The sequence below is a fragment of the uncultured Methanobrevibacter sp. genome (assembly GCF_900314615.1).
Classification (GTDB): Archaea; Methanobacteriota; Methanobacteria; order Methanobacteriales; family Methanobacteriaceae; genus Methanocatella.
This window is the reverse complement of sequence record NZ_OMWA01000024.1, coordinates 1-13,044: the sequence shown is the minus strand read 5'-3', so window position 1 is coordinate 13,044 and position 13,044 is coordinate 1. Positions and strand designations below refer to the sequence as shown.

Genomic DNA, 13,044 nt, shown 5'->3' with positions numbered 1-13,044 from the left:
GAGATTAAAAATGAGTAAAAGATTAAGCTGGAAAGCTAAATTTTCCATTTTAATGGTTATATTAATAATAATCATTTATGGATCAAACTATCTCGTACTGGGAGATGCTGAGCATATTATTTCATACATATGGACCCATTTAGGTTTCATACCTGTAGATATACTTATTGTAGCATTCTTACTTGACGAGATTATCGAAAGAAAAGAAAAAGAAGCAATGCTTGAAAAACTGGACATGCTTATGAGCACATTCTTTTCCGAAGTCGGAAACGATTTAATTAGTCAGTTAAGCACTGTCAACAAATACAAAGCAAGCACTGAAAATTTAAAATCCATTAAAAACTGGAACAATCAGGATTATGAAAATAAACTTACTGAACTTAAAAATTCAAATGTTGATTTCTCAGCAATGGATATTCCATTGGAAGCAAGAGAAGAATTTTTAGAAAACTTAAGAACTTTACTTGCAGATAAAAGAGAATTTATTATCAATTTAATAAACAATCCTAACCTGCTTGAAAAAGAAGAGTTTACAGGCCTCATCAATGCAATTCTTCATTTGGATGAAGAGCTTGAACACAGGCAAAAACTTGAGTTAGTAACAGATGCTGACTTTGCACATCTAAACGGAGATATGCAGAGAGTATATGAAAAATTAGTATATGAATGGGTTTACTATTTAAGATACTTAAACAAACACTATCCATATATGATTGCTTTGATTATACGTACTAATCCGTTTGATGAAACTGCAAGCGTATACGTAACCGAATAGACATATGGAGGATTTAATATGAGTAATGAAAATGGTGAAAATATTAAATCTTGCATTATTCTATGTGGAGGTAAGAGCAGTAGAATGGGACGTGACAAAGGTTCTATGATTATTCAAGATAAACCTATGATAAAACATATCCTTTCTACCTTAAACCACCAGATAGATGAAGCTGTAATTGTTTTAAACGATGAAAAAAGAATTGAGAAATACAGCGAATTTATTGACACCAGTGATTACACATACAGTATCACCTTTGTGGAAGATAAAATAAAAAACAAAGGGCCACTGCCTGGAATCATGACCGGACTGGAAAATATACAAAGCAGTTATGCTTTAATACTTCCGTGCGACAGCCCGTACGTTTCCGAAAAATACATCACAACTATTTTTAATGAAATTGATGAAGCTTATCAGGCAATTGTTCCTTACCATGACCCTGAAGCAAAAATCAAAACATCAGAACCACTTCATTCTATTTATAACAAAAATATTGTTCCCCTTATTGAAAATCTGATTGCCTCAGACGTTTTGCACATCAAGGGACTTATAGAAAAAATAGATACAAAATTTGTTTTAATAGATAATAAAAAAATAGAAAAAAAAGAATTTAGAAATCTTAATCGTCCTTCAGACATTTAAAGATATTCTATTAACTCTTTTACTTTTCCTACTGCAGTATTTACACAGTAGAGAATTTCATCTTTAGTTAATGGTTTTTCGCCACCTTTTTGCATGGAGCAAATGTGACCGTCTTTTGTAACACCAACATTTAAACGAGCACTAGCTACTCTTTCTTCATCCAATGTTGGGTCGATAACCATTTTATCACCAATTTTAACGAAAGTACATAAAGCTAATTCGTTATTGATTGGTAAATCAAAGGTTTCATCTTCACTAAGGACTACTTCTTCATCAACAATGCTTGCAACAGGCAATTTAGTAGATTTAAGTGCAGCCATAACTGCTAATTCACATGCATCAAAGAGGTTACCGCAATTATCGATAATGTGCAAGTCAATGAATAACATCCAGACATGTTTTCCTTCTTCAACACATAATTTGTCCAATTCTACCAGTTCGCTTTCACGAATACCTCTGTCAACTACACGTGCAAGCTCGATTGAATCCTCGCTAGGTGGTCCTGGTTCAAAAGTAGGATCAGCCATTGGCAACATTTCACAATTGGTCATTAAAACTCCTAAATCAGGAGTATCTGGAAATGGGCTTCCAAGTTGTGGTTTAATACCTACAATAACCTGAGTTCCACCAAGAGTTACGCGAGCAGAACCTTCAGCTTTAGAAATGACATTAGTTTCAATAGTAATATCCCTATATTCAGTTAATTGTCTGCCATCTTCTCTTTTATCATTTTTGGCAAGATTATAAATACTTTGTCTTGTAATTTCTGGTACTATATCCATATTATCCACCCACTATTCTGTAGAATACCTTTTCATTAAAGCTTCTTTTTGAAGTTCACTTACCTGACGACAGCCTTCCATAGCTAAATCGATTGCTTTTGCAAATTCTTCTTCAGTTAAATCACCGTCACTTTGCAGTAATGTGATTTCACCGGTTCTTGGCATCATAGCTATTGGAACATCAGCCTGACCTTCTTTATCTTCAATTTCAGATAAATCAAGTACTACTTCATCGTTTACTTTACCTGCAGCACATCCTACAACAATATCTTTCATAGGAATTCCTGCATCAACCAATGCAACAGCAGCAGCTGTGATTCCTGCACAACGGGTTCCTCCTTCAGCTTCAATTACTTCTATATAAATATCAATCATTGAGCGAGGATAATTCTCTAACATTAATGCTGGCCTTAAAGCATCAGCGGTGATTTTAGAAATTTCAGATGATCTTCTGTCAGGACCTGGTCTTTTTCTGTCATCTACTGAGAACGGTGCCATATTGTATCTGCATCTTATTACACCGGTATTAGGTTTTAATAATCTTCTGATATATGATTCTCTTGGACCATATACAGCGACTAAAATTTTATTTCCTCCAACTTCCAAGTAAGCAGAACCATCTGCACGTTCAAGAACTCCTGCTTCAATTTTGATAGGACGTAATTCATTATATTTCCTACCGTCTCCTCTTATCATTTCAGACATCATATCTACCTCATTTAAAATACGAAGAATTAATAATCATTATCTATTATTCAAAATAAAGGAATTATTTGACTTTTCACCATAGGACAAAGTGCTGTCCTTATTATTTTTCCTTTTTAATTCTTCAATAACTTCAGCAATATTTGGCTTATCTTCTTTTTTAGTTTCTTCACTTTCTTCTTTTTCTTCAGCTTCTTTTTGTTGAGCTTCTCTTTCTTCCTGTTCTAATTCTTCTTTAAAATTTTGAAGTTTAGGTTTTTCTAAAACAAACTCTTCTTCCTCTTCAGGAGCTTCTTCAGGTGGCAATTCACCGTCGATAGCTAAGCATAATTTGTTTTTAATTTTATTTGTTAAACCAGAAGTATGAGCCTCAGCCTCAATTAAATGAATAATATTTTTGGTAAGCTGTTCCATGTCTTCGTCTCCTTTTACCCAGACGAGACCGTTTTGACCAACGACAATTTTACATTTTGTCTTGTCTTTAATCATGTTGATCATAGAACCTTTTTTACCGATTAATCTAGGAACTTTAGTTGGAGCAATATCTACAATGATTCCTCCTTTAAATTTACCCATTCCTCTTCCTTTTAAACCGAGTTTTGCCTTTTTGATTTCATCAACATCGACAACTCTTAAAAATAGAACATCCCCAACATCATAAACTTTGTTGAGCTCTTTTTTCTCACGACCAAACACTTCAAAAGCAGGTAAAATACCGGAGTAAGGTGAGTTAATGTCTACATCCCACATTGAGAATCTGACATCATTAATCTTACCGATTACAACATCTCCTTTTTTAGGAACGTATTTGCTTTTTAAAGGAATAACTCTGATTTTTTTATTCCTTAAAGAAACAAGTCCTATTAAAGAAGAGCATACTTTACCATGTTCTTTAAAGGTACCTCTTCCTGAATAGTATTCCTCATCAGCTAAAATCTGACCAGGAATGACTAAATCTTTATCTTCCACATATATCATAATAATCCCATAAGCATAATTAATTATTTAATGGTTCTAGTTTCCGCTTCTCCACCGGAAATTTCAGCCATTTTAGCACTAAAAGAATTCTGAAGACCACCAGGCATTTCAATAATACCAATCCAGGAGCCGTCTTGCTGCCATTCTTCATTAATTATTTCACCGAAACCATGAATTACAGAATAAGCACTTCCTGCAGCAGATCCAGGGAGTCGAACAGCAACTTTAACTTTCTCAAACCTGATTGGAATAAGTGGCTTAATAGCTTTTAAAGCTGATTGAACTTGTTGATCAACAGAAGTGAATGGATCGAATTTAACTTTAGCTTCATCACATGCATTTTCAATTCTTTGAACAGGATGAGGCAGACCATTTTGAGGATTGATAGCTTCCTTAGCTATTTTATTTATTACAAGTTTTCTTTTATCCTCTTGCATCTTTCTTTTTTGATCAGCAGTTAATTGAACAGTTCCCTTTTCGAGTATAATCTTAGAAACTTCAATAGGATCTGTAGTTTCAAATATTTTATTCATAGCTTCATCAGAAGCTTTGTCTCCTTTTTTGGAGTCTTTAAAGATTTCTTCAACAGCTAAAAGATCTTCAATGGCAACATCAGGTCCATCAGGATTTCTAAAATCAGCTGCTAAATCAGGGTCAACCAGTATTTCAAAATGTTCACCGCAATATTCATATTTAGCAATTATAGCTTCATCAACATTTACCATTGAAATATCCCCTAACTAGTAATTAAAATAATTATTCTTCTTGAGAATCTTCAGATTCTTCTTCAGATTCTTCTTCGTCTTCTTCTTCCTCTTCTACAAGCACTTCATCAATGAATTTTTGTACTTCTTCCTGAGAAAGTTTTACGTATTTTCCATCATCACTTTTAATGACAGCTATTTCAACATTGTTTGAAGTTGTATCATGATCAGTTGCATCATTTATAGCAGTTAAAGCTAATCCGATAGCTTCATCCAAAGTTAAATCATCATGATATTTTTCTTCAAATATATCCATAGCAGCATTTCTGCCTGAACCGATAGCGGTTGCTTTATATTCAATCAATGCACCACTAGGGTCAGTTTCGAAGAGTTTGCATTTACCGTCATAAACTCCACCTATGATTAAAGCTGAACCGAATGGTCTTACTCCACCATTTTGAGTATATAACTGTAACATGTCACATAGTTTTTTGGATAAACTGTCTACCCTGATAGGTTCACTATAAGTGATTTTATTGATTTGTGCTTCCACTCTAGCTCTTTCGACTAAAGCTCTAGCATCTGCAACAAGACCTGAAGTAGCTGCCCCGATATGTTCATCTATTTTGAATATTTTTTCGATAGATGATGCTTCAACTAAATTTGAAGTAGTTCTTTTATCTACAGCTAAAATAATTCCTTCAGAACTTTTTACACCTATTGAGGTAGTTCCTCTTTTAACAGCTTCTCTTGCATATTCTACTTGAAAAAGTCTTCCATCTGGGCTAAATACAGTAATAGCTCTATCATATCCAGCATTTTGTAAAGGTTGCATAATTTATACCTCGTATATACAAATTTTATATAAATATTAAAATTTTAATTCAACTACGTCTAAAAATATTAATTCAAAATCAAAACCAAATCTCCATGAAAAGGCAATTTTAATTTTAATCACTACATTGTAGTTTATTAAAATATTTTTTTATTCTTATTCCATAAATCCAATTGTTATTTATATTAATATATTATTTATAAAGTTTTCTATTTTAAACTTACAAAAAGTAATTAAATATATTTCTGTGATGCTTTTATGGTTCCTGACAGTGCGATGGTAGTCATTGCAATCCTGTTGCCGCTGAACATGTTGGCCAGTGCCAGTGCAGATCTCACATCATCAACAAAATCCCTCTGACATCGAATGATAGCCTTATAGTTATAGTATTTCTCGTTTTCATCTATCTTATAGAATTTCATAACCCAAAGATTAAAATTAGCAGTGTTTGCTTCTCCCTGAAAACGAACGCATGCATCCCAGATGATTCCTACAAGGTCATCCTTGGATATCGGAGAAGTAATCTTAATATCAACAGTAAGATACCTGTTGTTTTTTCTTAGTGTAGGAGGCAATACCTTAAGCTTCATCTGTGACCCTCCGAACTCCCTTTAAAATATAATTTTTTCTCTCCAAATTATATTCAAGAATATTTTGAGCGGTTTTAAATGAAGAATATACTTCATCTGAGGTCAGTCCGGTCTGTGTAAAGAATGCTGTAAAATCAGCTGTGGTTCTAATGTCAAAAATGCTTTCGGCACGACTGGATAAAATTAACGGGAAGTTGAATTTCCTGTATAAAACATAAATATCCTTAAAATTAGATAAAATCTTGGAGCGATGTGCCAGATAGCTTTTTAAAACATCCTTAAAGCATAATTCTATTGCAACATTGTTGTTTACTGCTTCTTTAGCAAGAACATGATTAAGACCGCTGTCGTATCTTCTAAGATATGGGCGGGATAAAACGTCAATCTGAATATTTTCAAGCACGTTTCGGTTTACTTTCAAATCCCCGCCTACAACAGATATGCAGGAAGCCCTGTTTCTGAATTTACGTGATAATTTTCTGATTTCAGAAACATTGTTTGATTTAATTTCTAAAGTATAATCAAAGCTGATTGTATTTTCCAGTTTCTCTGAGAGCTCATCTTTGAACTCAAAAGCCTGTTTGAAATCATCCTGATTATATGAAAAGTTAATGTGATTCCACCCGTATCCGGATGCCTCACAAGCCAGGTCGATATTGTTTTCGAGGCTACTTCCTTTAATATTTAAATCAAAAAACATAGTAAATATTCTATAATTTTACATATTAATAATTTGTTGAAAAAAAAATAAATAAAGTGATTTGGAATCACTTTACTGGTAACGGTAAAATTCGACTTCCCAACTTACAGTCTCATAATAATCAATTGTAAATGTCTCAGTTGAAGAAGAGGTAAAACTGAATGAGTCTGATCTTGTTTCAACATCACTGTGTGAACCCCAGTCCACACCTCCTGACTGACCGTTGGAACCGGTAACATACAAATGGTTTGTAGCGTAATTTTTAATAGGATATGCTGAAAGTTTTACCATTATCTGACCTGCAGGTACTGAAATAGTCTGAGAACCTGAACCTGAACCGGAATAACTTCCTATGGACTCCCAGGATTTAGATTCACTGCTGGATGAACTGGTTGACTGAGTTGAAGTACTTTCAGACTGGGTTTTCTGACTGCCGTCATCCTGAGCTGATTCAACTGATTGGGAAGCATTGTTTTGCACAGCATTATTGCTATCTGAAGTGCCGGAGTTCATTGTTCCTGCAAAGTAAGCAATGCTACCTACAAGAATTATTATCACAACAACCAATGCTACAATAATATATTTAGTATTGGTGCCGGAACTTTTTGTCTCTTCAGGAACTTTTACCTCGCTGAATGAAGCACCGCATTTTGTGCAAAATTTTGCTGTATCTTTATTTTCAAATCCGCAATTATCACATTTCATAATATCAACTAAAAATGGATATAATATTATTTTTTTACACAAGTTATATATTAATTTAATTGTTAAGAGTTAAAAAGCGTTCAATAATTAAACAAGTGAATAATATAATCACATCAATATAATAAAATGTTATAAAACATTTTATAGTATTAATGATATAATATTCAATCATGTCAAACGAAAACGATGAGCTTTTGAAATTAACTTCATATGTTCAAATTTCAAAATATAGAGAAAAAACATTAAAATCTATAGGGAATGACGTTAAAATACCAACTCACATCGCTGAAGACAGTGGAATTAGGACAAATCACATTTCAAAAGTCTTAACTGAATTAAAAAATAAAGAGATTGTTGAATGCATTAATGAAGAAGCTCGTAAAGGAAGGCTATACCGCTTAACTGACACCGGAAAAGACGTTTTGAAAACTATTGAAGAAAGAGACGAAATAAAAAACAAAGAGAATAAAGACTAATTCAACTCAATTCCTTCTTTTATACCTTTTAATTCTTCAATCACCCTACTATCCTGTGAAGCTTCTAAAAAAACATCATACAACACTCGCAAAAGAGTCTTATTTTTAATATTTAATGAGAGATAATCATTTGATTCAGTCAGAATAGATTCATATGATGGTTCTGCCATATCCTTTCTGTATTGCATCTTTATTTCATGGCGCAGATCTTCATCAATATACTTTTCCAGATAAGCAATGATTTCATTTGCAAAAGTATTTCCAAACATCACAGTCCATTCCAATGAATCTTCATCCATTTCAAGTTTTTTAACAAGCAGATTATAAGAACCGTAATTCTGATAGCCGAACGGCACAAATCTGCCTTCCACAGTGTGGGCGCAGAATTCATTCATTACTTTGAATTCAGGAAGAGTCAGAAAATACCAGATAAAGCTTTGAAGCGTTACAGATGGCTTGACTCTGAATATATGGCATAAAATATTTTCAACAATGCTGAAGAGGAAATAGTGTGCAAGTTCATGAATTATAGTGGATATCTGTACAGAGTCATCTAAACGGTCATCATAATAAATGCAGTTTCCAAGAAATATAAAGCCTCTCTCATATCCTCTTGATTTTGTACGGCATTCTGTGAAATTACCTGCAAAATTAAGAATCTTGTTTTTTATGGTATCTCCATAAATTTCAAAATAATCTGCTCTTTTAAAAATCTTTGAAACCATATCGAGATATTCATAATCACTTATCTCAGCATTAGCTAACAGATTAAGATTATAATCGCTGAAAAGTATATCAAAATCATCTATAGAAATAGGATTTATCTGTTCCCCGCATTTTACGCAGTGGGCAACATTATCAGGATTAGGTGCACCGCAGTTAGGACAGATATGTTCAACTATCAGCTTATTTCCGCAATGGGTACAATAATTATTCTCTCTAAGATTCAATGTGCCGCAAACATCACAACTTTTCAATTAACCACTACCTAAAAAGACTTTTAACAGATTTGACAGTATTGTTTATCGAATTTTTACGCATAAATGTACGTTTAATATTTTTTCCACAGTTATGACAGTAATCCTCATCCCAATCCAGTATTTCACCACAGGAACAGATGATTCTGGTTTTAATTGTTTTTTGAGGATTTAAAGGTCTCTCGCATTTGTGGCAGAATTTTGTGCCGCTAGGATTTTTTTCACCGCAAATGCATAAAACAACAGAATCCTCCCTGTTTAAATTCTTTCCGCATCCGATACAGTAATCGGAGGTGATTTCATTTATTGTAGAACATGTGCATAGTATAAAAACATCATTTAATCTCCCATAATTTACTAATGGAAGGCCGCAGTTTCTGCAGAACTGGGAGAATGGTTCATTTTCCTCACCGCAAAAACAGAATACTGCATCATCAAATTCCAGATTAAAATTGCTGTAATTTTCATCATTATTTACTGGACTTCCCTTTAACTGCTTGCCGCACATTTCACAAAAGATGTTTTCACTTGAATTGAGAGCACCGCATTCACACATTACAGTATCCATGGAAAATTTAGGCTTTGTTTTATTTTTTAAAATCCTTTCAAGTTTGCTGTGGTTTCTTTTTGCTCCGCACATGTAACAGTATTCATTGTCAACATGATTGAGGTATCCGCAGGAGCATATTTCATATTTGAAATCCTTTTTGGAACTGTTGATATACGGAGAAAAATCAATGTCAAAATCGAAAAATCCGATATCATGAACAGGAATTTCCAATACCGGTGTGTCCTTATTGTTAAAATATGGAGTTTTGCATCCGCATTCAGGACAGTAAGGCTCGTTGAAATGGATTCTGTGACCGCAGTTCTTACAATAATTTTCCAAAGCCATTTTTACCTGTTGATTATTTTTTTGATAAGGATTGAATTTCTTCTACAACCTTATAAAGAACTTCCTCGCCGAGTCCTTCAATGTATTTAATGGAACCGGCGCATTCATGACCCCCTCCATCAATACCTGCCTGAGGAACTCTGTCAATCATTGCTGAGACTATTTCATTTACATTAAATCCGTACTGTTCATTTACAGCATCAGTAGCTCTGAATACTCCGAAATCCGGACCATGACCTAAAGTTACTATCGGCTTGTCTTCACCCAACTCTTTTATTACATGATCGTGGACAAATCCGCAGGTTTTTCCTGGAGCAGGGAATGTAAATTTATGAGCGAATTTTTCAACATCCAGAAGGTTAAAGTAAATTCCGTTGTCAAGCTGAGTTTTCTTGATATTCGGAAGAGCCGCTTTAAGCTGGGTATCAATTCTTTTCTGATATTCTTTGTATAATGCATCAATCATTTTTTTATGCTTGTCAATATTGTCAACTGCAAGAATTGTATCCATTATTCCTCTTCCATTCATAAATCTTAGGAAGTATGCTTCAAAGTCAACGCATTCAGCAACTTTTGCAAGGTGTTCTTTTGTAAAGCCTTTTTCAGAGGCAATCTGGAGGTACTGATAAACTTCACCACATTCTGCACGGTCACCTAAAGCCGCAATTGCCGGCAAATGCTTGATCAAGTCTTTAACATCAGGATTTATAATGTGTGCAACCTCAGTTGCAAGACATCCTGCAGTCAGCTGTGAATCTCCGCCGACAAGATAAGGATTTACATGGGTGTCAACATATTCGTCAACTGCAACTGTTCCTCCGTAAATTTCTCCGTCACGTTCATCTTTTGTAATTAAATCCCCCGGAGAGTGGTGGTCTATTACGACAACTTCAATATCATAGATTTTTGCCTGCATCAGTGCCACAATATCCTCTTCGGTTGAACCGTTATCGAGAAGAACGATTAAAGGCAGTTTTTGTCCATGTCTTTCCTGGTCTTCAAGTGCAAATGACAAATCTTTTACAACGTCTTCAAGTTCATAGAACGGTGCTTTGGATGGTGAACGTTTAAAGTAATAATATTCAGCGTCATTGCTCGGATTAGCCTGCTGTATCAAAGGCACAATAGCTTTTTCCATAGCCACTCCGGAACAGATTCCGTCTGCATCATTGTGATGTCTGAGCAAAATTGTCCTGCCGTCAAGTATTGCTCTTCTAATTTTTTGTGCAGCCTCATACATCTTAGGTCTGAGTCTGTTTAAAACATCACTTTTGACTAAGAAATCAACATCTTTCGGCTGAGCCTTTTTGTTTAATGCATCGTCAATTAATTTTAATAGTTTGGCAGTGTTTTCCGGGCCAAGTTTTGTCATGGAAGATGACTCAATCTGAGTTTTTCCGCTGTGTTCGTTGACTTCACCGATTACCTGTACAGCATCACCTACATCAATTTCCGGATATGACCTTTCACCTGCCTTATCAAATGCAGCAATTTCTGTTGTACCGCTTTCATCACTTATAATAAATATTGTCGGACCGGAAGTCTGCTGTACCTGCTGGACTTCCCCGTCGATTCTTACGACCTTACCCTTTTTCTCTTCAAGTTTTGAAATTAAAGTCCTTGGAATGGACTTTGTAAGTCTTTTCAGATTATATTTTTCCACATAAGCCGGTGCAAAATCAATTTTGCCTTCCCGTGATTTGATTGCAGTGATAAATACAATTATGTCTTCACCTACATTGTAATCAGAGACATCTCCCCTCATAAGTCCCCAAACATTATTGTTTAGGCTGACAAATGCACCATACCTTTCAATACGTGTAATTTTTCCTTTATATAATTTGTCCTTATCAATGTCCCTCATCTGACATAAAGAATCAAGAACATAAACATCTCTTGCCTGATTTTGACGAGCTTCAAATTCATCGTGCTTCATTTTTTCAACCTTTCTTTTTTCCATACAATCTTCACAGACATCCTCATTTTCATCTATCAGTTTACCGCAATCCCTGCATACATTAATCTGGCCGGTTCCATGACAATAAGGGCAGTCTTCAAATACTTCAACCTGCCCTTTTCCATTACATACTTCACATGGAATATCCTGATCTGAACCTAAATCAAATTTAGCTTTAGCTTTACTGTTTACTCCTTTAAAATGACTTCCTACATCAAATAGGTCTTCTTCATACCCGGTTCCACCACAGGCATCGCATTCCTTGTAGTCCACAACAACTGAACCTACACCTTTACATTTTGGACAATTAGTTTTCAATTTAAAACCTCATATTATTACTGAAAATTTATTTAAATAAACCTGAATTGTTCAAAACCAGATTATCTCTCTGGTCTTGATATTCTTTAGCCTGATACATTATATCATTAGCTTGAGAAGCGTAATTTGAACCAGTGTAATTTGACTGCACTTCAAAACATTCTATAGCTTCCTTCAATAAGTCAACCGCCTGAAGTTTCAGTTCAACTTCATTAATGACAGTGTTAATGTACTTTCTGTGAATTTCATTTATATCTGAAGAGTTATCTTGCATTTCCTTTAACTTACCTAGACTGACGTTAAAGTTATCCCCCGCAGATTCTGCCATATCCATTCCATCATCAAAATGTTTACTGTTAACCAAATCAACAGCTTCATTGTAATCGCTGTCACCCTGAACAATGCTGTCGCTAATAGAGTGCATTGATTTATTCATATTATCGGTTGAACTTTCTACAAAAACAACAGCTGTTGAAATAAGTACTAAAACAACAATAAAAATTATTAATTTAATATAACTAGACACGATTTATATTATTTAAAAACAAGTTATTAAAATTTTTCATGAAAAAAAACTTTATATAAATTAAATTATTATTTATATGTTGAGCTTTGTTAAGTAATTGAATCCAAATTATACTTTATACATTCATTGTCACCATATCCAATTACAAGATTTTACAATGAAACTTTCAAATTATAACAAATTTTCCACTCCATAGATTGGCACAATGACGTTTATAATTGCCCAAACAAATCAATTTTAACTAAATCATCAACATCATCCGTAAATTGATCTTCATCAACATCATCACAAATCAAATCATAATCACTAATACTAAGTTCATTAATTGTATCATTTGAACCTCTCCGGCTTGTAGAAGCTGGAGATTCTTAGGCCATACTTATTGTTTCGTCAAAGCATTTCCATTCATATTTATTTATGAATTTTCCTTGACCAATAGGTATGAAATCTACTAAGCATAGCACCATTGAACCAGTGGC

The 13,044-nt window shown here is 34.1% G+C and carries 15 protein-coding genes; 3 read left to right on the top strand and 12 right to left on the bottom strand.

Annotated features, from left to right (window positions below; translation table 11 throughout):
* The first annotated feature begins 10 nt into the window (after window positions 1–10).
* Both QZN33_RS08765 and QZN33_RS08760 read left to right on the top strand, forming a co-directional pair.
* A complete protein-coding gene (locus QZN33_RS08765) occupies window positions 11–775 on the top strand; it encodes a hypothetical protein (RefSeq protein ID WP_296791174.1) in 765 nt (254 codons plus the stop codon).
* 18 nt (window positions 776–793) lie between these two features.
* On the top strand, window positions 794–1,417 hold the full coding sequence (locus QZN33_RS08760) for a molybdenum cofactor guanylyltransferase (protein WP_296791171.1): 624 nt from the start codon (window positions 794–796) through the stop codon (window positions 1,415–1,417).
* On the opposite strand, the gene rrp42 is transcribed toward QZN33_RS08760, so the two are convergent.
* From rrp42 to QZN33_RS08720, 8 genes are all read right to left on the bottom strand, one after another.
* Window positions 1,414–2,199 carry an exosome complex protein Rrp42 gene (gene rrp42, locus QZN33_RS08755; protein ID WP_296791169.1) on the bottom strand — a complete coding sequence of 262 codons (786 nt, stop codon included), beginning with the start codon at window positions 2,197–2,199 and terminating at the stop codon, window positions 1,414–1,416. The two genes, QZN33_RS08760 and rrp42, sit on opposite strands and share 4 nt — an antisense overlap.
* A gap of 12 nt (window positions 2,200–2,211) precedes the next feature.
* A complete protein-coding gene (gene rrp41 / locus QZN33_RS08750) occupies window positions 2,212–2,907 on the bottom strand; it encodes an exosome complex exonuclease Rrp41 (protein ID WP_296791168.1) in 696 nt (231 codons plus the stop codon).
* Between the two features lie 36 nt (window positions 2,908–2,943).
* Window positions 2,944–3,882 carry an exosome complex RNA-binding protein Rrp4 gene (gene rrp4, locus QZN33_RS08745; protein ID WP_296791165.1) on the bottom strand — a complete coding sequence of 313 codons (939 nt, stop codon included), beginning with the start codon at window positions 3,880–3,882 and terminating at the stop codon, window positions 2,944–2,946.
* 23 nt (window positions 3,883–3,905) lie between these two features.
* A complete protein-coding gene (locus tag QZN33_RS08740) occupies window positions 3,906–4,607 on the bottom strand; it encodes a ribosome assembly factor SBDS (RefSeq protein ID WP_296791162.1) in 702 nt (233 codons plus the stop codon).
* Window positions 4,608–4,638: 31 nt separating this feature from the next.
* A complete protein-coding gene (psmA, locus tag QZN33_RS08735) occupies window positions 4,639–5,421 on the bottom strand; it encodes an archaeal proteasome endopeptidase complex subunit alpha (RefSeq protein WP_296791159.1) in 783 nt (260 codons plus the stop codon).
* A gap of 233 nt (window positions 5,422–5,654) precedes the next feature.
* A complete protein-coding gene (locus QZN33_RS08730) occupies window positions 5,655–6,011 on the bottom strand; it encodes an Rpp14/Pop5 family protein (RefSeq protein ID WP_296791156.1) in 357 nt (118 codons plus the stop codon).
* Window positions 6,001–6,711 carry a ribonuclease P protein component 3 gene (rnp3, locus tag QZN33_RS08725; protein WP_296791154.1) on the bottom strand — a complete coding sequence of 237 codons (711 nt, stop codon included), beginning with the start codon at window positions 6,709–6,711 and terminating at the stop codon, window positions 6,001–6,003. Before rnp3 ends, QZN33_RS08730 begins: the two co-directional genes overlap by 11 nt.
* 72 nt (window positions 6,712–6,783) lie before the next feature.
* Window positions 6,784–7,416: a zinc ribbon domain-containing protein gene (locus QZN33_RS08720; protein WP_296791151.1), complete on the bottom strand. Its 633-nt coding sequence runs from the start codon at window positions 7,414–7,416 to the stop codon at window positions 6,784–6,786.
* Window positions 7,417–7,586: 170 nt separating this feature from the next.
* Here QZN33_RS08720 and QZN33_RS08715 point away from each other — a divergent pair, with 170 nt between their 5' ends.
* A complete protein-coding gene (locus QZN33_RS08715) occupies window positions 7,587–7,892 on the top strand; it encodes a winged helix-turn-helix domain-containing protein (RefSeq protein WP_296791149.1) in 306 nt (101 codons plus the stop codon).
* Here the strand turns inward: QZN33_RS08715 and QZN33_RS08710 are convergent.
* From QZN33_RS08710 to QZN33_RS08695, 4 genes are read right to left on the bottom strand one after another with little or no spacing between them, the layout of a single operon-like run.
* Entirely contained in the window at window positions 7,889–8,869 is a 981-nt protein-coding gene (locus QZN33_RS08710; protein WP_296791146.1) for a zinc ribbon domain-containing protein, read from the bottom strand. The genes QZN33_RS08715 and QZN33_RS08710 overlap by 4 nt on opposite strands.
* Before the next feature lie 7 nt (window positions 8,870–8,876).
* A complete protein-coding gene (locus tag QZN33_RS08705; RefSeq protein ID WP_296791143.1) occupies window positions 8,877–9,764 on the bottom strand; it encodes a zinc ribbon domain-containing protein in 888 nt (295 codons plus the stop codon).
* Between the two features lie 13 nt (window positions 9,765–9,777).
* Window positions 9,778–12,039: a DHH family phosphoesterase gene (locus QZN33_RS08700; protein ID WP_296791141.1), complete on the bottom strand. Its 2,262-nt coding sequence runs from the start codon at window positions 12,037–12,039 to the stop codon at window positions 9,778–9,780.
* A 28-nt stretch (window positions 12,040–12,067) separates the two neighbouring features.
* Window positions 12,068–12,565, bottom strand: coding sequence for a hypothetical protein (locus QZN33_RS08695; protein WP_296791138.1), 498 nt, complete (start codon window positions 12,563–12,565; stop codon window positions 12,068–12,070).
* Window positions 12,566–13,044 lie beyond the last annotated feature (479 nt).

Coding starts and splice junctions, on each gene's coding strand:
- QZN33_RS08765 (WP_296791174.1), top strand. CDS start 11: ATGAGTAAAAGATTAAGCTGGAAAGCTAAATTTTCCATTTTAATGGTT.
- QZN33_RS08760 (WP_296791171.1), top strand. CDS start 794: ATGAGTAATGAAAATGGTGAAAATATTAAATCTTGCATTATTCTATGT.
- rrp42 (WP_296791169.1), bottom strand. CDS start 2,199: ATGGATATAGTACCAGAAATTACAAGACAAAGTATTTATAATCTTGCC.
- rrp41 (WP_296791168.1), bottom strand. CDS start 2,907: ATGATGTCTGAAATGATAAGAGGAGACGGTAGGAAATATAATGAATTA.
- rrp4 (WP_296791165.1), bottom strand. CDS start 3,882: ATGATATATGTGGAAGATAAAGATTTAGTCATTCCTGGTCAGATTTTA.
- QZN33_RS08740 (WP_296791162.1), bottom strand. CDS start 4,607: ATGGTAAATGTTGATGAAGCTATAATTGCTAAATATGAATATTGCGGT.
- psmA (WP_296791159.1), bottom strand. CDS start 5,421: ATGCAACCTTTACAAAATGCTGGATATGATAGAGCTATTACTGTATTT.
- QZN33_RS08730 (WP_296791156.1), bottom strand. CDS start 6,011: ATGAAGCTTAAGGTATTGCCTCCTACACTAAGAAAAAACAACAGGTAT.
- rnp3 (WP_296791154.1), bottom strand. CDS start 6,711: ATGTTTTTTGATTTAAATATTAAAGGAAGTAGCCTCGAAAACAATATC.
- QZN33_RS08720 (WP_296791151.1), bottom strand. CDS start 7,416: ATGAAATGTGATAATTGCGGATTTGAAAATAAAGATACAGCAAAATTT.
- QZN33_RS08715 (WP_296791149.1), top strand. CDS start 7,587: ATGTCAAACGAAAACGATGAGCTTTTGAAATTAACTTCATATGTTCAA.
- QZN33_RS08705 (WP_296791143.1), bottom strand. CDS start 9,764: ATGGCTTTGGAAAATTATTGTAAGAACTGCGGTCACAGAATCCATTTC.